The 21,232-nt window shown below is 61.0% G+C and carries 19 protein-coding genes; 11 read left to right on the forward strand and 8 right to left on the reverse strand.

The genetic code is table 11. The features are described from left to right. The first annotated feature begins 102 nt into the window (after positions 1-102). The 4 genes from parE to KSP9073_RS12440 all read left to right on the forward strand — a co-directional run bounded on the left by parE (position 103) and on the right by KSP9073_RS12440 (position 7,356). A complete protein-coding gene (parE, locus tag KSP9073_RS12425; RefSeq protein ID WP_108843259.1) occupies positions 103-1,983 on the forward strand; it encodes a DNA topoisomerase IV subunit B in 1,881 nt (626 codons plus the stop codon). A gap of 1 nt (position 1,984) precedes the next feature. Then, positions 1,985-4,231 (forward strand): DNA topoisomerase IV subunit A, encoded by a 2,247-nt coding sequence (gene parC / locus KSP9073_RS12430; RefSeq protein ID WP_108843260.1) that lies wholly within the window; start codon positions 1,985-1,987, stop codon positions 4,229-4,231. A 90-nt stretch (positions 4,232-4,321) separates the two neighbouring features. After that, positions 4,322-5,533: a phosphoserine phosphatase SerB gene (gene serB / locus KSP9073_RS12435; protein WP_108843261.1), complete on the forward strand. Its 1,212-nt coding sequence runs from the start codon at positions 4,322-4,324 to the stop codon at positions 5,531-5,533. A gap of 92 nt (positions 5,534-5,625) precedes the next feature. Further along, positions 5,626-7,356, forward strand: coding sequence for an HD domain-containing phosphohydrolase (locus tag KSP9073_RS12440; RefSeq protein ID WP_108843262.1), 1,731 nt, complete (start codon positions 5,626-5,628; stop codon positions 7,354-7,356). A gap of 4 nt (positions 7,357-7,360) precedes the next feature. On the opposite strand, the gene KSP9073_RS12445 is transcribed toward KSP9073_RS12440, so the two are convergent. Beyond that, positions 7,361-7,690 (reverse strand): 5-carboxymethyl-2-hydroxymuconate Delta-isomerase, encoded by a 330-nt coding sequence (locus tag KSP9073_RS12445; RefSeq protein ID WP_108843263.1) that lies wholly within the window; start codon positions 7,688-7,690, stop codon positions 7,361-7,363. Between the two features lie 40 nt (positions 7,691-7,730). Next, positions 7,731-8,201 carry a DUF4385 domain-containing protein gene (locus KSP9073_RS12450; protein WP_108843264.1) on the reverse strand — a complete coding sequence of 157 codons (471 nt, stop codon included), beginning with the start codon at positions 8,199-8,201 and terminating at the stop codon, positions 7,731-7,733. A 193-nt stretch (positions 8,202-8,394) separates the two neighbouring features. Here KSP9073_RS12450 and KSP9073_RS12455 point away from each other — a divergent pair, with 193 nt between their 5' ends. The 3 genes from KSP9073_RS12455 to KSP9073_RS12465 all read left to right on the forward strand — a co-directional run bounded on the left by KSP9073_RS12455 (position 8,395) and on the right by KSP9073_RS12465 (position 11,301). Continuing rightward, positions 8,395-9,741: a lytic murein transglycosylase gene (locus KSP9073_RS12455; RefSeq protein ID WP_243409231.1), complete on the forward strand. Its 1,347-nt coding sequence runs from the start codon at positions 8,395-8,397 to the stop codon at positions 9,739-9,741. A gap of 193 nt (positions 9,742-9,934) precedes the next feature. Continuing rightward, the gene (locus KSP9073_RS12460) at positions 9,935-10,978 is read left to right on the forward strand and encodes a M4 family metallopeptidase (protein WP_108843265.1); all 1,044 of its coding nucleotides are present in this window, start codon (positions 9,935-9,937) and stop codon (positions 10,976-10,978) included. After that, positions 10,975-11,301 (forward strand): protealysin inhibitor emfourin, encoded by a 327-nt coding sequence (locus tag KSP9073_RS12465; protein WP_108843266.1) that lies wholly within the window; start codon positions 10,975-10,977, stop codon positions 11,299-11,301. The genes KSP9073_RS12460 and KSP9073_RS12465 overlap by 4 nt, the downstream gene beginning before the upstream one ends. A 25-nt stretch (positions 11,302-11,326) precedes the next feature. On the opposite strand, the gene epmB is transcribed toward KSP9073_RS12465, so the two are convergent. Then, positions 11,327-12,385: an EF-P beta-lysylation protein EpmB gene (gene epmB / locus KSP9073_RS12470; RefSeq protein WP_243409232.1), complete on the reverse strand. Its 1,059-nt coding sequence runs from the start codon at positions 12,383-12,385 to the stop codon at positions 11,327-11,329. Positions 12,386-12,520: 135 nt separating this feature from the next. Here epmB and efp point away from each other — a divergent pair, with 135 nt between their 5' ends. Both efp and epmA read left to right on the forward strand, forming a co-directional pair. Then, the gene (gene efp / locus KSP9073_RS12475; protein ID WP_108843267.1) at positions 12,521-13,087 is read left to right on the forward strand and encodes an elongation factor P; all 567 of its coding nucleotides are present in this window, start codon (positions 12,521-12,523) and stop codon (positions 13,085-13,087) included. 83 nt (positions 13,088-13,170) lie between these two features. Beyond that, positions 13,171-14,154, forward strand: a complete 984-nt coding sequence (gene epmA, locus KSP9073_RS12480) for an EF-P lysine aminoacylase EpmA (protein ID WP_108843268.1) — start codon at positions 13,171-13,173, stop codon at positions 14,152-14,154. Positions 14,155-14,226: 72 nt separating this feature from the next. On the opposite strand, the gene KSP9073_RS12485 is transcribed toward epmA, so the two are convergent. The 3 genes from KSP9073_RS12485 to KSP9073_RS12495 form a co-directional block, all read right to left on the reverse strand. Further along, positions 14,227-14,523 (reverse strand): YciI family protein, encoded by a 297-nt coding sequence (locus tag KSP9073_RS12485; protein ID WP_108843269.1) that lies wholly within the window; start codon positions 14,521-14,523, stop codon positions 14,227-14,229. Between the two features lie 81 nt (positions 14,524-14,604). Beyond that, on the reverse strand, positions 14,605-15,483 hold the full coding sequence (gene asd / locus KSP9073_RS12490) for an archaetidylserine decarboxylase (protein ID WP_108843270.1): 879 nt from the start codon (positions 15,481-15,483) through the stop codon (positions 14,605-14,607). Between the two features lie 87 nt (positions 15,484-15,570). Continuing rightward, positions 15,571-16,398, reverse strand: a complete 828-nt coding sequence (locus KSP9073_RS12495) for a sulfurtransferase (RefSeq protein WP_108843271.1) — start codon at positions 16,396-16,398, stop codon at positions 15,571-15,573. A gap of 187 nt (positions 16,399-16,585) precedes the next feature. Here KSP9073_RS12495 and KSP9073_RS12500 point away from each other — a divergent pair, with 187 nt between their 5' ends. Beyond that, positions 16,586-17,914, forward strand: coding sequence for an NCS2 family permease (locus KSP9073_RS12500; protein ID WP_108843272.1), 1,329 nt, complete (start codon positions 16,586-16,588; stop codon positions 17,912-17,914). Between the two features lie 102 nt (positions 17,915-18,016). Here the strand turns inward: KSP9073_RS12500 and rsgA are convergent, their stop codons facing one another. Next, positions 18,017-19,033: a small ribosomal subunit biogenesis GTPase RsgA gene (gene rsgA / locus KSP9073_RS12505; protein ID WP_108843273.1), complete on the reverse strand. Its 1,017-nt coding sequence runs from the start codon at positions 19,031-19,033 to the stop codon at positions 18,017-18,019. 180 nt (positions 19,034-19,213) lie between these two features. Here rsgA and orn point away from each other — a divergent pair, with 180 nt between their 5' ends. Then, positions 19,214-19,759 carry an oligoribonuclease gene (gene orn / locus KSP9073_RS12510; protein WP_108843274.1) on the forward strand — a complete coding sequence of 182 codons (546 nt, stop codon included), beginning with the start codon at positions 19,214-19,216 and terminating at the stop codon, positions 19,757-19,759. 27 nt (positions 19,760-19,786) lie between these two features. On the opposite strand, the gene queG is transcribed toward orn, so the two are convergent. After that, the gene (gene queG / locus KSP9073_RS12515; protein WP_207771469.1) at positions 19,787-20,899 is read right to left on the reverse strand and encodes a tRNA epoxyqueuosine(34) reductase QueG; all 1,113 of its coding nucleotides are present in this window, start codon (positions 20,897-20,899) and stop codon (positions 19,787-19,789) included. Positions 20,900-21,232: the final 333 nt, after the last annotated feature.

Genomic DNA, 21,232 nt, shown 5'->3' on the forward strand with positions numbered 1-21,232 from the left:
GCCTGAAAAACCGGTCTGTTGTGCCAGCGCTGATTGTTCCAGAGAGCCCCTTCGGCGCTTGACGATGAGCGCTTCTCGTTCATTTCTGACGCGACTTCACGTATGACCCAGTACAGTGCCAGTTCCATCGAGGTGCTTTCCGGTCTTGAGCCGGTACGAAAGCGCCCCGGTATGTATACCGATACAACCCGACCCAATCACCTCGTACAGGAGGTGGTGGACAACAGCGTGGATGAAGCGCTGGCGGGTCACGCAAAAAAGATTACCGTACAGCTTCGTGACGATGGTGCCATTGAAGTGGTCGATGATGGCCGCGGCATGCCCATTGATATTCACCCCGAGCATGGGGTGTCGGGCATCGAGCTGATCCTGACGCGCCTGCATGCGGGCGGCAAGTTTTCCCAGTCCAGCTATCGCTTCTCGGGCGGCCTGCACGGCGTGGGGGTCTCGGTCGTCAATGCCCTCTCCGAACGCCTGGAAGTGGAAGTCTGCAAGGGCGGCAAGCGCTACCGCACCGCCTTTGCCTTTGGCGAAAAGATCGAAGAGCTGACCGTCATCGGTGACTGCCCGAAAAAGGCGAGTGGCACGACGGTGCGCTTCTGGCCGGAGCTTGCCTATTTTGACAGCCCCAATGTGTCCGTGACGCGTCTCTCGCACCTGCTGCGTGCCAAGGCCGTGCTCTGCCCGGGGCTTGAGGTCAATCTGGTTGAAAGCAACGGCAATGTCAGCACCTGGTATTACGAGGACGGGCTGCGCGATTATCTGGCCCAGTCCACGGATGGCTTCGAGCCGTTGCCGGCGTCACCCTTTGTAGGTGCCTTCGAAGACGATGAACACAGCGTTGACTGGGCCATCCAGTGGCTGCCCGAAGGCGGCGAGGCGCTGGTCGAGTCCTACGTGAACCTGATTCCCACGACCCTGGGCGGCACCCACGTCAACGGGTTTCGTACCGGGTTGCTGGAGGCGCTGCGCGAGTTCTGTGATTACCGCAGCTTGTTGCCGCGTAACGTCAAGCTCTCGGGCGACGACCTGTGGGAGCGGGTGGCCTTCGTGCTCTCGATCAAGATGTTCGAGCCGCAGTTTGCCGGCCAGACCAAGGAGCGCCTCTCTTCGCGTGCCGTGGCAGGCTTTGTCTCGGCGGTCGTCAAGGATGCGTTCTCGCTGTGGCTCAACGAGCATACGGCTCAGGCCGAGCAGCTGGCGGAGCTTGTCATCAGCGCCGCGCAGCGTCGTCAGCGTTCCTCGAAAAAGGTGGCGCGCAAGAAGGTGACCCAGGGCCCGGCCCTGCCCGGCAAGCTGGCGGACTGTTCCAGTCAGGACCCGACCGTCGGCGAGCTGTTTCTGGTCGAGGGTGACTCGGCCGGCGGCAGCGCCAAGCAGGCGCGCAACAGGGAAACTCAGGCGATTTTGCCGCTCAAGGGCAAGATCATGAACACCTGGGAAGTCGACTCCCAGGAAGTGCTGGGCTCGCAGGAAATTCACGATATCGCTGTAGCGCTGGGCATGGACCCGGGCAGCGACAATCTGGAGCGCCTGCGCTATCACAAGATCTGCATTCTGGCCGATGCCGACTCCGATGGCCTGCACATCGCCACGCTGCTGTGTGCACTGTTTGTGCGCCATTTCCCGTCATTGGTGGATGCCGGCCACGTGTTCGTGGCCATGCCGCCGCTGTATCGCATCGACCTGGGCAAGGAAGTGCATTACGCCCTGGATGAGAGCGAGAAGGCCGCCGTGCTCAAGAAGCTGGCCAGTCGTCGGGGGACTCCCAACGTCCAGCGCTTCAAGGGGCTGGGGGAGATGAGTCCGGTGCAGCTTCGCGAGACCACCATGGCGCCGGACACGCGTCGACTGGTGCAGCTGACCCGCGAGGCCGGTGACGACACCCTGGAGCTGATGGACATGCTGCTGGCCAAAAAGCGTGCCGGTGATCGGCGCGGCTGGCTGGAACGTTACGGCAATATGGCTGAGGTAGACGTCTGAAATGACCATGGATATTCACGTGCGCGAAGGCGATGTCGAGCGTCTGGCGCTTCGAAGCTACACCGAAAAGGCGTACCTCGACTATTCGATGTACGTCATTCTGGATCGCGCCCTGCCCAACATCGGCGATGGCCTGAAGCCGGTACAGCGCCGCATCGTTTATGCCATGCGCGAGCTGTCGCTGACGGCCAATGCCAAGTACAAGAAATCGGCGCGTACCGTCGGCGACGTACTGGGCAAGTTTCACCCTCACGGCGACAGCGCCTGTTATGAGGCCATGGTGCTGATGGCGCAGCCCTTCAGCTATCGCTATCCGTTGGTGGATGGCCAGGGCAACTGGGGCAGTCCCGATGATCCCAAGTCGTTCGCGGCGATGCGCTATACCGAATCGCGTCTGACACGTTTTTCCGAAGTGCTGCTGGCCGAGCTGGGTCAGGGCACCGTGGACTGGATTCCCAACTTCGACGGCACCATGAACGAGCCGGCGGTACTGCCGTCGCGCCTGCCGCATGTGCTGCTCAACGGCGGGTCCGGCATCGCGGTCGGCATGGCCACAGATATTCCGCCCCATAACGTGACGGAGGTGGTCGAGGCCACCGTTCACCGCCTGCGCCACCCGGACTGCAGCATCGACACCCTGTGCGAGCTGCTGCCGGCCCCGGATTTTCCGACCTCGCCTGAAATCGTGACGCCGCGTGCGGACCTGCAAAAGCTCTATACCACTGGGCGCGGGTCGGTGCGCATGCGCGCCCGCTATTATCAGGACGACAGCGATATCATCATCAATGCGCTGCCCTGGCAGGTTAGCGGGGCGCGTGTGCTGGAGCAGATGGCCGCACAGATGCAGGCCAAAAAACTGCCCATGGTGGCGGACCTGCGCGATGAGTCCACGCATGAAGAGCCTACGCGGCTGGTCATCGTGCCGCGTTCCAATCGCGTCGATGTGCAGGCGCTGATGGACCATCTCTTTGCCACCACTGATCTGGAAAAGAGCACCCGGGTCAACATGAACCTGATCGGGCTCGATGGTCGCCCGCAGGTCATGTCGCTGGATCGCTTGCTCGATGAGTGGCTGGCGTTTCGTCGCAACACCGTGCGCCGGCGTCTGGAGCATCGTCTGGGCAAGGTCGAGGACCGCCTTCACATTCTTGAAGGCCTGTTGATTGCCTATCTCGATCTCGATGAGGTCATTCGCATCATTCGGGAAGAGGATGAGCCAAAGCCTGCCCTGATCGCCCACTTCGGGCTCAGCGAACGCCAGGCCGATGCCATTCTCGAGCTGCGCCTGCGTCATCTGGCCAAACTTGAAGAGATGAAGCTCAAGGGCGAGCGTGATGAGCTCGAGCGCGAGCGCAAGCAGCTCGAGAAGCTGTTGGGCAGCGAGCGGTCCATGACCAACCTGATCGAGCGTGAACTGCGTGCCGATGCGAAAGCCTATGGTGATGAGCGTCGCAGCCCGCTGGTCGAGCGTCAGGAAGCGCGGGCGCTCTCCGAAGTCGATCTGCTCGGCGCCGACCCGATTACCGTGGTGGTCTCCGAGAAGGGCTGGATTCGGGCGGCCAAGGGCCACGATATCGATCCAAGGAGTCTTTCCTACAAGTCCGGTGACAGCTTCGCCTTCTCCGCCCACGGCAAGACCAATCAGCCACTGGTGCTTCTGGAGGACAGTGGGCGCGCCTATACGCTGGCCGCGCATCAGCTGCCCTCGGCCCGAGGTCAGGGCGAGCCGGTCTCCGGGCGGGTCAATCTGGCGGCGGGCTCGAAGCTTCGTGCCGCCATGATCGGCGCGCCGACGCAGCGCTATCTGCTGGGCAGCGACGGCGGCTACGCCTTCAGCGTGGCCCTGGAGGAGATGCTTGGTCGCAGCAAGTCCGGCAAGGCAGTCCTGAGCATTCCAAAGGGGTGCGATGTGCTGATGCCGCTGGCGCTTTCGGGTAAGGCGCAGAAAGTGGCCGTGGTCTCCAATGAAGGGCGGCTGCTGGTCTTTGAGGCGAGCGAGCTGCCGGCGATGAGCAAGGGCAAGGGGTCACGCATGATGGATATCACGGGCGCGCGGGCGGCCAATCGTGAGGAGTTCGTGCGTGACTGGATCGTGCTTGAGCCGGGCCAGGCGCTGATGGTGCATGCCGGCAAGCGCAAGAAGCGGCTGGCGGGCGAAGAGCTGGCCGGTTACGCAAGCAGCGCTGGCAAGCGGGGTCTGAAACTCCCGCAGGGGTTCCAGAAGGTGGATCGCCTGGACGTCGAATAGCGTTGTCAGACGCCGTCGATCGTCATTGGCAGGGCCGAGGGGGCAACCCCCGGCCCTGGGCTTTTTTTCCATGGTGTGTGAGAGAACAACATGAACCAAAGGCTGCTGGTACGTGCCACCGGTCAGGTCAGACCCCATCAGCTGGCAGTGTTGAGCCAGGTGCTGAGCGAGTGCGGTGTTCAGCTATTGGACATCGATCAACGGGTCACGCTGGGTCAGACCGTGCTTGAGGCGCTGGTCCTGTGTGACGAGACGTCATCGACCATGGCGTCGCGTCTTCATTCGGCCTGGCAGACGGTTGAGGAAGACACCGGCCTTGTGCTGTCGGTACATGACCTTGAGCAGAACACGCATGCGCACGGTCAGGCATCTGATCTGGTGATGACGCTCATGGCCACGCATCTGCCGGCGGATCTGCTGGCGCAGATGGACCGCAAGTTCAGCGAGTGTGGCCTTGTCATCGAGCGGATGCAGCGTCTGTCCGGGCCCTCGTCACTGATTGAGCCCGCGCCTGCCGAAGGCGTCTGTTTTGAGTATCACCTGCGTGGTGAGAACATCGATGTCGACACGCTGCGTCAGACCCTGCTGAGGTTTGGCGCCGAGCAGGGCGTCGACATTGCCCTGCAAAAAGACAGTGCCTGGCGTCATCAGCGCCGTCTGATCTGCTTTGACATGGACTCGACCCTGATCAAGGCCGAGGTCATCGATGAGCTGGCGCGCCGCCATGGGGTCTTTGAGGCGGTCGCGGCGATTACCGAGCGGGCCATGCGCGGTGAGATCGACTTTCAGCAGAGCTTTCGTGAACGCATGGCCATGCTCGAAGGCCTCAGCGAGTCTGTGCTTGAAGAGGTCGCCGACGGCCTTGAGCTGATGGACGGTCTTGAGCGGCTAATGGTCAATCTCAAGCGGCTGGGCTATCGCACGGCCATCCTGTCAGGTGGGTTTACCTATTTCGCTCGCTATCTACAAAAGCGACTCGGCTTTGATGAGGTTCATGCCAACGAGCTGGTGATCGAGCAGGGCGTGGTCACCGGCGAAGTGCATCTGCCGATCGTGGATGCCGAGCGCAAGGCAGAGCTTTTAAAAGAGATTGCCGAGCGTCACGGCATCGCCCCCGAGCAGACCGTGGCGGTCGGCGATGGTGCCAATGACCTGAAGATGCTGGCCGCCGCTGGGCTGGGCATTGCCTTTCACGCCAAGCCGCTGGTGCGGGAAAAGGCGCGACTCTCACTGTCCATTCTGGGGCTGGATGCCATTTTATATTTACTGGGCCACGACGCGCGTGGGCTGTACCTGCAGTAACGCGCACGCCCCGAGCCCGGTGCTCAAGAAAGGCCCCATCATGCCGATATCCCCCGCATTCAGGTGCTCAAGCCTGCCCGGCGGATAATCTCATGTTTCCAGATTCCAATCTTAATGCAAGCAAGGCGCGTCATCTGGACATCGGCGCGCCGGATCAAATTGTCGAAACCTTCGCCGATTTGATCGGCAGTGACGCCAGGTTATCGATTCGTTTTGAAGGCCTTGAGGTTCAGTATCCCGTGAGCCTGGCCCTGCTGGACCGTGACCTGCATCAGTGTGTCCTCAGGGCCAGTGCACTGGAGGACCTCAACACGCTGCTGGACCGGCGCCTTCCCTTCTATCTGGATATTCAGTACACCTCGATGACGATGACCAGTGCCATGATGCGCCCGCTCAAGATGGGCGGGCAGGGTGACTGGATCGATCTTCGCGCGGCACTGCCCGTGTCGCTTAAGCTGACCCGACAGCGTAATCTGTTTCGAGCCACGCTTGAGCGTGGCATGAAGGTCAATATGCTCATGACCGCCCAGCGTGGCGGCAGCGAGGTCGAAGGGCGGCTGGTGGATCTCTCCATTGGCGGCTGTCTGATTGCGGTATCGGTCAACGATGCCATCAATTTTCAGATCGGCATGGCGCTGCATCGACTACGGGCGGTCTTTCCCAGTTCCGAAGCCTTTGACGCTGCCGGCTGTGTGCGACACATGCGCTGCAGCGATAACAGCAATGATGTGCTGGTCGGGGTGGTGTTTGATGCCAGCCTGGCCGATTTTGAACGCAAGGTATGGTTTTACGTGCGCGAAATCGAGCGCGAAGCCGTGCGGCTGGATGCTCCGGTTGAACGGTCGGTGGCGCCTTCGAGGCTTTTTAATGAAGGCAGTGCCGCCCTTGAGATGGAGGCGATTGCCACCCCTCAGGAAGAAGCGCTGGCAGTACTGCCCCTGTTTGATAACGTCAAAAATATTGCCCGTGCGCTGGGCGTTCAGCTGATCAACCTGCAGGCCGGCATGAGTCTGGAAACGTCGGTGCTGTGTGAGCAGGCGCGCATGCTGCTGTCGCTTTTGCAGGAAGATCGTCAGGCGCTTTTGTATGCGCTGGCCTGCGTCGAGTCACATTCCACGCCGCTGGTATGCCACGGCATGTCTGTTGCCGCGCGGCTGGCCGATCTGGAAAGCGGCGACCGAACCACGGAACAGGTCGTGCAGATGATGGCCTGTGCGCTGGTACATGACTTTGGCAAGATACTGTTGCCCGAAAACGTGCGCCTGCATCAGGGCAGCATGGAGGCTTCGATGCTGTCGCATCTGCATGCCCACGTGGAACTGCTGCGCTTTCGCATCGAGCGGGACGGGCTCTCCTCCGACATGCGTCGTGACGTGCTGCTGAGCATCAATGAGCGACTCGATGGCAGCGGCTACCCCCGTGCCCTGGGAGGGCATTCACTGAATCGTCTGGCGCGCATGGCCGCCGTGGTGGATGCCGTGGATGCCATGGGCAGAGTGCGCTCCGATCGTCCTGCATGGCTGTCGCTGGACATCTATCGCCACATTTTCAACGCCGGCAGCCAGTTTGATGCCGCCAGCGTCAATCGCTACGTCAAACGCTACGGGTTTACGCCGATCGGCTCGCTGGTATCGTTTTCCAGCGGGTTCCAGGCGTGGGTCATGCGCCTTGATGCCAGAGGACAGCCGTGGCGGGTGCGGGTCGTGCGCGAAATGACCCGTAACAGCAGCATGAATCAGGTGCTTGAAGGGACTGATCTGGTACAGCTGGGCACGCTTGAAGGGAGTGTCGGGCGTCATGACAGCGCCATGACGCCCTGGTGAGGCGTCAGCGCGAGAAGGTGGCGCTATCGGTTTCCACCATTTCGACAGTGGCGCTCATGCGCTCGGTCAGGTGTTCGTTGAGGGTGGCCAGCAGCGCATTGGACAATGCCAGACGCTGAGCCTGCGTTCGTCCGGCAAACAGGCGCACCTGCAGCATGGCAAAGGGCTTTTTCTCACCGGCCTGACGGGGGTGGGACAAGGGCAGCGTGGCGACCTTGATCGCACGCGCTTCAAAAAGCCCGGAGTCCAGAGCACAGTGGTGCAGGGCATCCACGAGGGGGTCGAGCGTGTCATCACCGAGGTCGCGGGGATGATGGAAAAGCAGTGTCGGCATGTCGATGTTCCGTCATGAAGGCCTTTCAGCCATGGTTTTTTCAACCATAAGCGCGCTGATGGGCCTTTTTGCGTTTCAGATAGTCGTCGTCTTCGCGCACCTGTCTCCAGACCTTTTCAAAGATGGCCGCGGACTCGGCTTTTTCCTCATCGATCTGGCGCTCGCGAATCTCGCCATTTTTATCGTATTTGCGCCCCCCTGGATAGTTGGCATAGCGCCGGGCGCGGGTATGCCCCATCTGAATAAACTTGCGCGCCATGTCCATGCCGACAAAATCATCGCGCGAACGGTAGTCTTCAAACATCTCCAGAAGCTTTTGCGAGGAGGCGCGGGCATCCTCCGGGGTCTTGAAGCGCCAGTGCGGCAGCAGCTCTCCCTTGTAGGGTTCCACGGTGAGCACGCCCTGTTCGCCGCGGCCTACCCGATAATGTTCCGGGTGCGCTCGACAGTCCGGCGTGTCGCCATCCTCCTGGTGTGGCTGGCCGGTCAGGGCCGCCTTTGACTTGCTCATGCCGTTGTCCTGTCATCCGTGAGTGGGGCCTTTAGGGCTGTCCATGAAGCGATGTTGAAATACCTGCCAGTGCAGGCGCCCGAGAGTGGTCAATATCAGGCATTATCAGCCATGATAGTTCAGCTCATCAGACAGGAAAGCGGTAATGCCATCACGAGTTCAGAGAAAGGGATCGTCACATCGAGTCGCCGGCATGTCGGTGACTCGCGCGCGCATGCTGATGATGACGCTGTTACTGAGCAGCGGCGTCATGCAGGGCTGTCAGGCCGGTGCCTCAACGTTTTCGCAGGCATCTTCACAGGCGCCTTCATCGACGCCGCCGGCCACGACGCAGGAGACGGGGGAAAACGAGGCCCAAAACGCCATCAAGGCTGCGGAGACGCCGACCGTCGACCGCGACGATCAGACACCTGCCGAGCGGGAGTCATTTGACCAGTGGGTCAGCGAATTCCGGCAAACGGCGCAGGGCCAGGGCATCACGCCTGCCACACTGGACGAGGCGCTGGCAGAGGTGCGCTATCAGCCGCGCATTATCGAGCTGGACCGCTCGCAGCCGGAATTTACCCGGGCCATCTGGGAGTATCTTGACAGTGCCGTGTCTTCGACTCGGGTCGATAACGGCCGTCAGAAACTGGCCGAGCATCGCAGTGCCGCCGATCAGGCGCAGGCGCGCTATGGCGTGCCGGGTTCGGTTATCACGGCCATCTGGGGTATTGAAAGCAACTATGGCAGCAACTTCGGCAGTTTTTCGACCATCGATGCCTTTGCCACGCTGGGCTATGAAGGCCGTCGTCATGCCTTTGCCCAGGAACAGCTGATCGCGGCCCTGCGCATCATTCAGGAAGGCGATATCGACCGCGACCATATGCTGGGGTCCTGGGCCGGGGCGATGGGGCATACCCAGTTCATTCCCACCAGCTTTCTGGCTTACGCCGTGGATGGCGACAACGACGGCCGGCGTGATATCTGGGGCAGCATTCCTGACGTGATGGCGTCAACTGCCCACTATCTGACCAAAAATGGCTGGCAGCCCGGCCAGCCGTGGGGCGTGGAAGTGACCCTGCCGGAAGGCTTTGATTACACCCGCACCGAACTCTCCACGCGTCAGTCCACTCAGCTTTGGCAGTCACAGGGCGTTCGTCCGATTCAGGGACAGTCCCTGCCGGCATTCGACCAGGGCTCCATCATTGCCCCGGCAGGTGCGCAGGGTCCTGCCTTTCTGGTCGGCCCCAACTTTCGCGTCATCATGCGTTACAACAATGCCACCAGCTACGCACTCGCTGTGGCGCTGCTGTCACAGCGCATCGAGGGCGGCCCCGGTGTACAGGGCAACTGGCCGCGCAATCTGAAACCGCTGACTCGTTCGCAGACCAGGGAACTGCAGGGGCTTTTGAATCAGAAGGGCTTTGGCACCGGGACACCGGACGGCATCATGGGCCCCAACACTCGTGAAGGGCTGCGAGCATGGCAGCGCAGCGCTGGCAGGACGCCGGACGGCTTCCCCAGCAGTAGCGTACTGGAAGCCCTGCGTCAGCCGTAACGCTTTCGGATAGATTTGGGTCGCCGGGCGGGGTTATACAAAAGTCGGTGTGACGATTCATCACACTTAAAAGAGTCCCCCGCCCATGATCGACTAGGCTTATCAATGAAAGGATTTCATTACAGACAGTGACGGTCACATAACAGTGTTGTGCTGTCATTGTGGCGGGCAGTCAGACAGTCGGAGAGTCAACATGAAGGCGACGCGCAACAACCCTTACGGGGTCATTCCTCCTCATCTACTCAACTACCTGATCGAGCATGGTAACGATCGTCATCGCCGTTGCGCGTTGAACACCCTGACGCTTGATTCCCGCTTCAGAGCCCGTACCGAGCGTCACACGTCGCCCACCGATGCCCGCCGCGGTGCCAGGGGGGAGCCCCTGCGCTACATCTTTGATGCCGGCAATACCATGGAATTGCCAGGGCGCCAGGTGCGGCGCGAAGGTCAGCGCAGCACCGGCGACGAAGCCGTGGATGAGGCCTACAAGGATCTGGGGGCCACCTATCGGTTTTTCTGGGAAGTCCTTGGTCGTAATGCCATCGATGATGAGGGCGGTGCATTACTGGGGACCGTGCATTACGGCGAGGATTACCAGAATGCTTTCTGGAACGGCTATCAGATGGTCTTTGGAGATGGGGATGGCGAGATTTTTCTTTCCTTCACAAGAGCACTTGATGTCGTTGCCCATGAGCTTACACACGGCATTACCGAGCGCGAAGCGGGGCTGGTGTACTACAACCAGCCGGGCGCCCTGAACGAGTCCGTTTCGGATGTCTTTGGTGTCATGGTGGCCCAGTACGATGCCAGCCAGACCGTGGAAGAGGCCGACTGGTCGATCGGCCGGGAACTTTTGGCGCCCAACATCAACGGCACCGGCCTTCGCTCGATGTCACAGCCCGGCACGGCCTATGATGATCCCCTGCTGGGTCGTGATCCTCAGCCGGCACACATGCGTGATTTCGTGGAAACCAACGAGGACAACGGCGGCGTTCACATCAACTCCGGCATTCCCAATCGTGCCTTTTATTTGACAGCCATGGCACTGGGTGGCCACAGCTGGGAACGTGCCGGCAAGGTCTGGTACGCCACACTCACCGACGACCGGCTGGCCAACGATGCCGAGTTTGTGGACTTTGCCCGCCTGACGCTGGACAACGCCGAGCAACTGTTTGAAGGCGGTGAGGTACGTGAGGCCGTACGTGGCGGTTGGCAGGGTGTGGGAGTCGAGGTATGAGTTATCAACACTCTCTGGGCGAGCGCGCGCGCGTTCGTCTGGCACGAGAAGGCGGCGTGGCTTACATGCCTGCGCTGGCTCGTCCTCGCGAGATCGCCTTTCATGAATGTTCGCTGTCACAGCGTAAAAGGGTCTGCAAGCTTCTGGATGAGGCCGAGCAGCTGAAGTGCCCAGGCGATCAGGCCGGGCAGGGTGACCAGCGCTATTTTCGCATCATCATCATGCCGGTAGGCAGCGAGAATGAAGTGATCACCCTGCATGTGCCCGAGCGTCGGGCACCGGAGTCACTGGTGGCGCTGTGGGAGAAGGGGCCCGGTGACTGATAGGCCTCGATGACAGCGAGGGCTGCTATCGCGATGGCTGTGCAGCAGGCCAGGCCTCGATCGGCGATTTAGCCTGTTCGCCCGGTATCTCGCGCACCAGTCGCGGCACCAGAAAGCCCGGCAACCGGTCTCGAAGTGCCTCATGAAGCTGCCGGGCTTCGTGGTCCGGCACATCAAAGTGTGCGGCGCCGGCCACGGGGTCCAGCACGTGAAGGTAGTAGGGCAGGATGCCGGCTTCAAAAAGGCGCTCGGAAAGGCCTGCAAGTACCTCGGTATTGTCGTTGACCCCGCGTAACAGCACGCTTTGATTGAGCAGTGTCACCCCCACGCCTTTCAGCCGCTCACAGGCTTTCATGACGCTGTCATCGATCTCATTGGCATGATTGATGTGTAGCACGATGACCTTTTGAAGACGTGTGGCACCGAGCCATTCAAGCATGGCGTCATCGACCCGGTCGGGAATGACCACCGGCAGCCGCGTGTGCAGGCGCAAGCGCTTGAGGTGCGGGATGGCGTCAAGCTCACCTACCAGCCAGGCCAGCCGGGCATCGCTTGAGACCAGCGGGTCCCCGCCGGAGAGAATGGCCTCGATCAGTGAGTCATCGTGGCGCAGGTAGTCCAGCGTTTTGCCCCACTGCGCGCGGGAGGCGGCGTGATCCTCGTAGGGAAAGTGGCGCCTGAAGCAGTAGCGGCAGTTGATGGCGCACGCACCGCTGGTAATCATCAGGACGCGCGCGGCATATTTGTGAATCAGCCCGGCCGCCGGCGTATGATCCGCCTCTTCCAGCGGGTCGGTCACGTAGCCTGCGACCGTGTGCATCTCGCTTTCCAGCGGCAGCACCTGGCGCAGCAGCGGGTCGTTCGGGTTACCCTTCTGGATGCGTGACAGGTAGGCCTGTGGCACCCGCACCTCAAAGGCCTGATGGCCACCTTCAGCGCCCGGCAGCCAGCGCTCGTCGAGGCCGACGGCCGCCAGCAGGGCCTTCGGGTCGCGAAGGGCGCCGGAAAGCTGTGATTGCCAGCTCTGATCGGGAGGGCTGTCGTTGCCAGCGGCGGATAAAGAGATAGTCTGCACAGGCTGCATGGTTCGCGTTATCATCGCATACATTGTAATGCTTCAACGTCGATCGACCCTGATGGCCGAGGCGTTGGAGCCTTCTGGTCATTCACTGTCCCCGCAGCCCCGACATATGAGCGGCTGCGAACACAACGAGGCGTTATGGCAAGCTATTCTACCAACGAATTCAAGGGCGGTCTGAAAGTGATGCTCGACGGCGATCCCTGCAACATCGTCGAAAACGAGCTCGTTAAACCCGGCAAGGGTCAGGCCTTCAATCGCGTCAAGCTGCGCAATCTGATGACCGGCCGTACCTGGGAGCGCACCTTCAAGTCCGGCGAGTCTCTTGAGGGCGCCGATGTTCTCGACATCGACATGGAGTATCTCTACAACGATGGCGATATGTGGCACTTTATGAGAACCGACGGCTCCTTCGAGCAGTTCGCTGCCGACAAGAAGGCCGTGGGTGATACCGCCAAGTGGCTCAAGGAGCAGGTGGTCTATACCCTCACACTCTGGAACGACAACCCCATCTCGGTGAGCCCGCCCAACTTCATCGAACTCGAAGTGGTCGAAACCGATCCGGGTCTCAAGGGCGACACGGCTCAGGGCGGCTCCAAGCCAGCGACCCTGTCGACCGGTGCTATGGTTCGCGTCCCGCTGTTCATCAATCAGGGCGAGACACTCAAGATTGATACCCGCAGCGGTGAGTACGTCAGCCGCGCGTAAGTTGCGTTCTGATATGTGGCAAGCGCCGGGCCCTGTGGCCCGGCGTTTGCGTTTGGTCTTCCCTGATCGATGGATAACCTGCCATGAGTGCTGATGACTGGCGCCCCGGTGCCACCATGGACGTCCTGCGGGCGCGCGCCGGTCTAATGCGCCGCATCCGCGGTTTTTTTGACGCGCGTGACGTGCTGGAAGTGGAAACCCCTATCCTGGGCCACGCCGGCAGCAGCGACATGCATCTGGATTCGCTCTCGCTGAAGGCTCGCACGATGAACGGCGACGAGCGGCTCTGGCTGCAGACGTCGCCTGAATATCACATGAAGCGTCTGCTGGCGGCCGGCAGCGGCCCCATCTTTCAGCTGGCGCGCGCGTTTCGTGACAATGAAACGGGAAGGCGTCATAACATCGAATTTACCATGCTGGAATGGTATCGCCCCGGGTTTGCACTTGAGGCATTGATCCAGGAAGTGGCGGCGCTGATCGAGACCGTGCTGGACAGGCCGTTCCCCGCGGTGCGTCTGCGTGCCTATCGCGAGCTTTTCATGACGCATCTGTCGGTAGACCCGCTGCAGGAAAGCGCTGACACGCTGATCAGACTGCGCCATCAGGCTGCGCGTCATGCCGGCGCTGAGACAGCCGAGTGGTCACGCGATGACTGCTGTGACCTTCTGATGTCACTGGTCATCGAGCCCTGTCTTGGCCGGGACGGTCTTGATGTGGTCGTTGATTATCCGGCATCACAGGCAGCACTGGCGCGCCGGCGCAACGACAGCGACGGGGCGCTGGTGGCCGCCCGCTTTGAGGTCTATCTGGACGGCATCGAGCTTGCCAATGGCTTTGATGAACTGACCGACGCCGATGAGCAGCAGGCGCGCTTTGAGGCGGACAACCAGGCACGTGCCGAGCTGGGCAAACCGTCCGTGGACGCCGATCAGCGTCTGATCTCGGCACTGCGCGCCGGTATGCCTCAGGGCTGTGGTGTGGCGTTGGGCGTTGATCGACTGATCATGCTGGCGCTGGGGCTTGAACATATCGACAGTGCCATGGCCTTTGGCACCGCCCGCTGCTGATTCGGTCGGCATCACATGATGATTTGATGCGCCCCGTCGTCATCTCGCCACGGGGCGTTGCAGGTATCGGGGTCAGGCGTTCGGGTCGAACAGTTTGATCTCGCGAACATCGATATGCTCCCAGACCTTCTCGGTGACGTAGACCTCCGTCTTGAGCCAGGCCTCCAGAGCGTCCCGGCTTTCAAACCGGCAGTGGACATTGGAGCCAATCATTTTGCCTTCATCATCCAGGATGACGCCGCCACTGATGAAATGCCCCTGCCTGGCAAGCTCGCGAAGATCCTCCAGATGCTTCTCGCGACAGCCCATGCGGCGCTCGAGTGCGTCATCATCGGTGTAGTCCCAGGCCAGCAGCGTAAATTGTGTCATGTCGTATTCCTTTCAGAAGCCATCTTTCCGGGCGGCACCGGCTGAAGTGCCGCTCGGGCCGCCTTGTCACAGGGACGAGACTCAGGCCAGTTCTTCCGGCGTTAGCGTATTCGCCGGAATGTCGGGATCGGGCGCCAGCTGCTGACCCAGGCGAATCTTCATGCCGGGGGTGAGCGTCTCATTGAAGGTGTAGGCCCTGGGCAGACACATGACCACGGAGGAGCCGAGATGAAAACGGCCCATTTCGTCGCCCTTGCCAAGCGTGACGTCGCCTTTGGCCCAGTCATTGCTGTGTGGCTGACGTGACAGCGGGGTGACCTGACCCGACCAGACGGTCTCGATGCCGGCGACAATCATCGCGCCCACCAGCACCAGCGCCATGGGCCCCAGCTCGGTGTCGAACAGGCATACCAATCGCTCGTTGCGAGCAAAAAGCCCGGGCACTTCGCGAGCGGTGGCCTGGTTGACCGAGAAGAGCCGGCCGGGCACGTAGATGGTTCGAATCAGGCGACCTTCAAGGGGCATGTGCACCCGGTGATAGTCGCGTGGCGAAAGATAGACGGTCGCAAAACTGCCTTCACGCAGATCGGAGGCCGCCGCTTCATCGCCACCGAGCAGGGCGGTCAGCGAGTAGGCGTGGCCCTTGGCCTGCATGAGCGTGCCGTGATCGATGCGCCCGAACTGGGAGAGTACGCCATCGGCCGGGGAGACAATGCCTGAGTCGATGGGGCGGGCGTCGGGGCGTAGCGGTCGGGTAAAGAAATCGTTGAAGCTGTGATAGCTCGCCAGGTCGGGATTGAGGGCCTCGCTCATGTCGACGTTGTAATGGCTGGCAAAACGCTGAATGAACGTATCCCTGATCAAGGGCGTGCGAGCATCGGCAAGCTGTCCTGCCAGTCGGGAGATGGCGTGCTGAGGCAGCGGATATTGCAGCAGGGCAAACAGACGATCACGATTCAAAAGAGGCACCTGGAAACAGTAGTGAATGAAGGCAATGTGACATGCCCCGGCCGGGCGCTCAAGCCTTGCGCCGACAGGGGCGGGTGGTCAGGTTTCGATAGGGGTATCGTCGCGATTGCCCCACTCCTGCCATGAACCGGGGTAGGCACGAATGTTGTAGCCCAGCAGGTAACCGATCATCCAGGTCAGTCCGCTGCGATGATGGCTCTGACAATGGGTGGCGATCTCCCCTTCGGCATCGATCCCCATGATGGCAAGCTCGGTTACCAGTTCCGACAGATCGCGCAGGCGCAGCTGACGATCCCTGTCCATGGTCTCGGTCCATTCGAGATTGACCGCGCCGGGCATGTGGCCTCGACGCTGATTGTTGCCCTTGATGCCGTCATACTCTTCGGGACTGCGTGCATCCCAGATGACAAGGTCAGGGTCGTCAAGGCGCTCGATCAGCTCCTCGCGGCGTATCATCAGCTCCGGGCGTTGAATCTGGGCCTGATAGCGCGTGGGCGTTGGGGTCACCGGCTCGCGGGATTCAGGCAGACCTTCCGCGCGCCAGGCATGAATGCCGCCGTTGAGATAGGACCACCGATCATGACCCAGCAGGGTGAGTGTCCAGGCCAGCCGACCGGCCCAGCCGCCACCCTCGTCGTCATAAAGGATCACGTGGGTCTGCGGCGTCAGGCCAAGCTCGGAAAAGAGCGTCGAGAGGGCAGCGTCATCCGGGACGTCGTTGGCGACCGGCGCCTGACCCGACAACAGACAACGGTAGTCGAGAAAAATCGCGCCCGGAACATGGCCGTCATGATAGCTCTGGGCGTTGGCCGGGACATCGATGATCAGAAGATCGGGCGCCGCTAAATGCTCTGACAGCGCCTGTGGCTCGATGATTCGGGGAAACCCTGGTTCATCCTGTGACATCCTCACTCTCCTTTTGGTGACGCGAGCGGGTTAACATGGCTTCAAGCATTGCACACTCGATGGCCGCTCGCGAACGGTGGCAGTGCCGGTATTCAGGGACAGCGGTGTTTTAACGACACCACCGGCAGGGACAGGTCGACATTCAATCAGGTATCAGGACAGACAACAGTGCAAGTGGAGAGTCAGTGTGCTCGAATCGTATTTTAAAATAACAAGCCAGGGCAGCAGCGTACGGCGCGATATTCTGGCCGGCATCGCCACCTTTCTGGCGGCCATGTACATCATCGTGGTCAACCCGACCATAATGAATGCGGCAGGAATTCCCTTTGGCGGTGCCCTGACCGCAACCGTACTGGTCAGCTTTTTTGGCAGTCTCATGATGGGGCTTTACGCGCGCAACCCGATTCTGGTGGCGCCGGGCATGGGCATCAATGCGCTGTTCACCTACACCATGGTCGTGGGGGCAGGTATCCCCTGGCAAACAGCGCTGGGCTGTATCTTCTGGGCCGGGATTCTCTTTGCCGTATTGGCGGTGCTTAACGTGCGCCGCTATATCATCGATGCGATCCCGGCGCAGCTGCGCTATGCCATTTCCTGTGGCATCGGGCTTTTCATCACGGTCATTGGCCTGGTCAACGCGGGCTTTCTGGTCAGCAATCCGGCCACCGTCGTGGGGCTGGGCGAGATGACGCCGACGTTGGTGACCTTTCTGATTGGCCTTGCCATCACGGCCGTTCTGGTGGCACGCAACATGCCGGGGGCGCTGATCATCGGCATCGTGACCACCACCCTGATGGCCACGGCCATTGGCCGGCTCTGGGGCGATGCCAGCGCGTTTTCTCCCACGGGCAGCGCAACGCTGGTCAATTTCAACGGCATTTTTGCCCTGCCGGATTTCAGCACCATGGGGCAGCTGGACCTGATCGGGGCGCTCAATATTGCCTACTGGCCGTTCATTTTCGTGGTGCTATTCACCACGTTTTTTGATGCGCTATCGACCTTCATGGGCGTGTGTCAGGCCGGCAAGCTGCTCGATCGCAACGGCGAGCCGCGCAACATTCGCCAGTCCATGATGGTCGATGCCATGTCGGCCATCATTTCGGCCCCGCTGGGCACCAGCCCGGCCAACGCTTACGTCGAATCAGCTGCGGGCATCAGTCAGGGCGGGCGCTCGGGACTGGTGGCGGTGACGGCCGCGCTGCTCTTTCTGCCGTTTCTCTTCCTGTCGCCGTTGTTGTCGCTGGTCCCTTCCATCGCTACGGCACCGGCGCTGATCATGGTCGGCGTGTTCATGCTCGACCCGATTCGCCACATCAACTGGTACGAGTTTGATGACGCGATTCCGGCCTTTATCGCCATGATCCTGATTCCGCTGACCTACTCGATCACGCACGGCGTGGTCTTTGGCTTTCTGGCGTTTGTGGTGGTCAAGGCAGGCGTTGGCAAGCGCCACGAGATTCATCCGACCATGTGGATTCTAGCCGCGCTGTCACTGCTGTTGCTGTTTCAGGAATAGGCACGTGCGTTGCGTCAGGTATAAAAAAAGGGCCGCCTTCGGGCGGCCCTTTTCATGTCTGCATTCAGGCTTTCACATGTCTGTATTCAGGCTTTCAGGAAATCAGCGGGGTGGTGTGTTGAGCTCAACAATAATGCGCCGAAAGCTTTCCAGCCTCTGAGGCAGAATGTCGCCGGCTTCGGCGGCGGCCAGAATGGCGCAGCCCGGCTCATGACGATGGCGGCAGTCGCGGAAACGACAGTGGCCCAGATAGGGGTGAAACTCGATAAAGCCGTTTTCGACCTGCTGTTCGTCGAGATGGCCCAGGCCAAACTCGCGAATGCCGGGAGAATCAATCAGGGCGCCGCTGCCCTGGCTGAAGTGATAAAGGCGCGCCGTGGTGGTGGTATGGCGGCCCTTGCGGCTGTCTACGGAGAGCTCGCCCACGGCCAGTGACTCATCGGGCAGCAGGGCGTCAATCAGGGAGGACTTGCCCACACCGCTCTGGCCGACAAATACGGCCGTGGTGTCATCCATGGCGGCGATCAGGTCCTTAAGGCCGCCCTCATTTCGGGTCGAGGCGCCGATGACCGGATAGCCCAGCGCACGGTAGCGTTTGGCCAGTTCGTGCAGGGTGTGGTGCTCATCAAGCAGGTCCATCTTGTTGAGTACCAGCGCCGGGGCGATCCCGGTGGCTTCGGCAGCGACCAGATAGCGGTCGATCAAAAAGGGATAGGGCTCGGGTTCCACGGCAAACACGATCATGATGCGATCGATGTTGGCGGCCACGCTCTTGAGTCGGCCCCGGGCGTCCGGACGTTCCAGCGTCGAGTGGCGTGGCAGGCGCGCTTCGACCACGCCGCTGCCATTGCTTGCCTCGCGCCAGCTGACCTGATCGCCGGTGACCAGGGTGTCGAGATTAGCGCGCAAGTGGCACAGATGGCGCACGCCGTCGGTACCTTCCACCTCCATGTTGCGGCCAAAGTGGGCCACCACGCGTCCGAGCTGCTCGGGGCCGTATTCGCCCTCGGCCAGCTGATGCTGATCGGTCTGCTCGCGCTTTTCGGCGCGTTTGACCCGCTCGGCCTGGACCTTCTCGACACGCCAGCGCTGCTGGCGGGATAGCTTGCGTTGACTCATGAAACTCCTGGACTTTCGTAAACGAGCACACCGGAGCCGATCCCGGCTGGTGGAAAGCGTCATGCAATTGTACGCTTTAGGGCATTCGTGTTTCATCCCGGCCCCGTTAGCAGGCCAGCAGGTAGTAGGCCATCAGGTGTGCCGGGAGGGATCTCCCTTCAAGTTTATCCGGAAAGTGTCATGAGTACTCAAAACGAACGTCTGATCTGGATCGATCTCGAAATGACCGGTCTGGATCCGGCACGGGATCGTATTATCGAAATCGCCACCATCGTGACCGACAGTCAGTTGAACGTGATTGCCGAAGGGCCGGTCATGGCCATCCATCAAAGCGATGAGCAACTGGCGCTGATGGATGACTGGAACACGCGTACCCATGGCAATACGGGGCTGACCGATCGAGTGAGACAGAGCCGGGTGACCACGCAGGAAGCCGAGCAGGCGACGCTGCGCTTTCTGGAGCTGCACATCGAAAAGGGCGCCTCGCCGATGTGCGGCAACAGTGTTCATCAGGATCGACGGTTCATGCAGCACGAGATGCAGGCACTGGAAGCCTTTTTCCACTACCGCAATCTGGATGTCTCGACGCTCAAGGAGCTGGCGCGACGCTGGAAGCCTTCGATTCTGTCCGGCCTCAGCAAAAAGGGCACGCATCTGGCCCTCGATGATATCCGCGATTCCATTGAGGAGCTTCGCTACTACCGCGAACACCTGCTGGCGCTGTAGTGCTGCTGTGATCTCTGCCTTTCCCGATCAGGCCGGCTGGCGGGCGATGATGTCCTCAAAGCCTGCCTCGATCAGCGGCGCCGACACGGGCTTTTGATGCTCGTCGCGCTTTCGAGTCTGTTCTGCCAGCGCCCAGCGTATGTGTTCACGCACCATGTCGCTGGGCCATGCCAGACGCGCGCGCAGCGCTGAGATGATCTCTTCGCTGAACGGCGCGTTGCCAAGCCCCACGGCCAGATTGCGCAGCCAGCGCTCATACCCCAGCCGACGGATGGCGCTGCCCTGGGTGTTTTCGAGAAACTCCGGCTCGCTCCAGTTGAAAAGATCGACCAGCCGCGCGCGGTCCAGCGCATGGCGCGGGGCAAAGTCCTGTTCCCGGGTGGCGCGCGTGAAGCGCGTAAAGGGGCAGACGAGCTGGCAGTCGTCGCAGCCGAAAACACGATTGCCCATGGCGTGACGGTATTCGAGTGGAATGGGGCCGTGCTTTTCAATGGTGAGATAGGAGATGCAGCGCCGGGCATCGATCACCTTGTCGTCCACAATGGCGCCTGTCGGGCACCAGGTCTGACATCGCGTACATTTGCCACAGTGGTCGCGCTCAAAGGGTTGATCCACGGGCAGGGGCAGGTCGGTATAGAGCTCGCCCAGAAAGAACAGCGACCCGGCCTTCGGATTGAGAATCATCGCATTCTTGCCAAACCAGCCGATGCCGGCCTTTTGGGCCAGCGCGCGCTCCATGACCGGCGCCGAGTCCACGAAGGCGCGAAAGCCGAAGTCACCGATCTCCTTTTGCAGCTTTTGCGCCAGCTGGGTCAGGCGCTTGCGGATCAGCTTGTGATAGTCACGCCCCAGCGCGTAACGTGCCACGTAGGCACGCTCGGGCTGAGCCAGCACGCGGGTGGTTTCGACCTCGGGCGGCAGGTAATCCATGCGCACACTGATAATGCGCAGCGTGCCGGGCTCCAGTTCGGCCGGACGGGTCCGTTTGGTCCCGTGACGCGCCATGTAGTCCATGTCGCCGTGATAGCCCGCCTCCAGCCATCGATTAAGCCTGGCTTCGTGGGCATCAAGGTCGGTATCGGTGATGCCCAGCTGCTGAAAGCCCAGTTCGCGTGCCCAGAGCTTCAGCTTCTCTGCCATTTCGGCAGGGTCGAGCGCCCGGCATGCATCAGCCGCTGGCGGCCCGGCATCATCGGGTCGGGCAGTATTGGAAGCCGCTGTGTTTGAAGCCGCGGTATCTGAAGAAACAGTATCTGAAGAAGCAGGGATCATGGCATTCGAGCCTCGAGGCTCGGTGTGACAGGGCATGAGCGGTAGCCCGTTTAATGAAAGCGACAGTATGACAGTGCAGATGCCTGCGGCCAAAGGCGCGACCTGTCGCATGAGCGCATGCTTACGATCGGAACCTGCCCGCGGCAACAGGGTCACAACACTGCCGGTCTGCCCGCGGTAGACGATATATTCAGATGGCCG

Source organism: Kushneria phyllosphaerae (assembly GCF_900312995.1).
Taxonomy (GTDB): Bacteria; Pseudomonadota; Gammaproteobacteria; order Pseudomonadales; family Halomonadaceae; genus Kushneria; species Kushneria phyllosphaerae.

What these genes read in the sequence shown, in the direction of transcription:
- KSP9073_RS12460 (WP_108843265.1), top strand. Translation starts at nt 9,935, where the DNA reads ATGAAGGCGACGCGCAACAACCCTTACGGGGTCATTCCTCCTCATCTA.
- orn (WP_108843274.1), top strand. Translation starts at nt 19,214, where the DNA reads ATGAGTACTCAAAACGAACGTCTGATCTGGATCGATCTCGAAATGACC.
- KSP9073_RS12465 (WP_108843266.1), top strand. Translation starts at nt 10,975, where the DNA reads ATGAGTTATCAACACTCTCTGGGCGAGCGCGCGCGCGTTCGTCTGGCA.
- KSP9073_RS12495 (WP_108843271.1), bottom strand. Translation starts at nt 16,398, where the DNA reads ATGTCACAGGATGAACCAGGGTTTCCCCGAATCATCGAGCCACAGGCG.
- KSP9073_RS12485 (WP_108843269.1), bottom strand. Translation starts at nt 14,523, where the DNA reads ATGACACAATTTACGCTGCTGGCCTGGGACTACACCGATGATGACGCA.
- epmB (WP_243409232.1), bottom strand. Translation starts at nt 12,385, where the DNA reads ATGCAGCCTGTGCAGACTATCTCTTTATCCGCCGCTGGCAACGACAGC.
- parC (WP_108843260.1), top strand. Translation starts at nt 1,985, where the DNA reads ATGACCATGGATATTCACGTGCGCGAAGGCGATGTCGAGCGTCTGGCG.
- queG (WP_207771469.1), bottom strand. Translation starts at nt 20,899, where the DNA reads ATGGCAGAGAAGCTGAAGCTCTGGGCACGCGAACTGGGCTTTCAGCAG.
- rsgA (WP_108843273.1), bottom strand. Translation starts at nt 19,033, where the DNA reads ATGAGTCAACGCAAGCTATCCCGCCAGCAGCGCTGGCGTGTCGAGAAG.
- epmA (WP_108843268.1), top strand. Translation starts at nt 13,171, where the DNA reads ATGAGTGCTGATGACTGGCGCCCCGGTGCCACCATGGACGTCCTGCGG.
- parE (WP_108843259.1), top strand. Translation starts at nt 103, where the DNA reads ATGACCCAGTACAGTGCCAGTTCCATCGAGGTGCTTTCCGGTCTTGAG.
- KSP9073_RS12455 (WP_243409231.1), top strand. Translation starts at nt 8,395, where the DNA reads ATGTCGGTGACTCGCGCGCGCATGCTGATGATGACGCTGTTACTGAGC.
- efp (WP_108843267.1), top strand. Translation starts at nt 12,521, where the DNA reads ATGGCAAGCTATTCTACCAACGAATTCAAGGGCGGTCTGAAAGTGATG.
- KSP9073_RS12445 (WP_108843263.1), bottom strand. Translation starts at nt 7,690, where the DNA reads ATGCCGACACTGCTTTTCCATCATCCCCGCGACCTCGGTGATGACACG.
- serB (WP_108843261.1), top strand. Translation starts at nt 4,322, where the DNA reads ATGAACCAAAGGCTGCTGGTACGTGCCACCGGTCAGGTCAGACCCCAT.
- KSP9073_RS12450 (WP_108843264.1), bottom strand. Translation starts at nt 8,201, where the DNA reads ATGAGCAAGTCAAAGGCGGCCCTGACCGGCCAGCCACACCAGGAGGAT.
- KSP9073_RS12440 (WP_108843262.1), top strand. Translation starts at nt 5,626, where the DNA reads ATGTTTCCAGATTCCAATCTTAATGCAAGCAAGGCGCGTCATCTGGAC.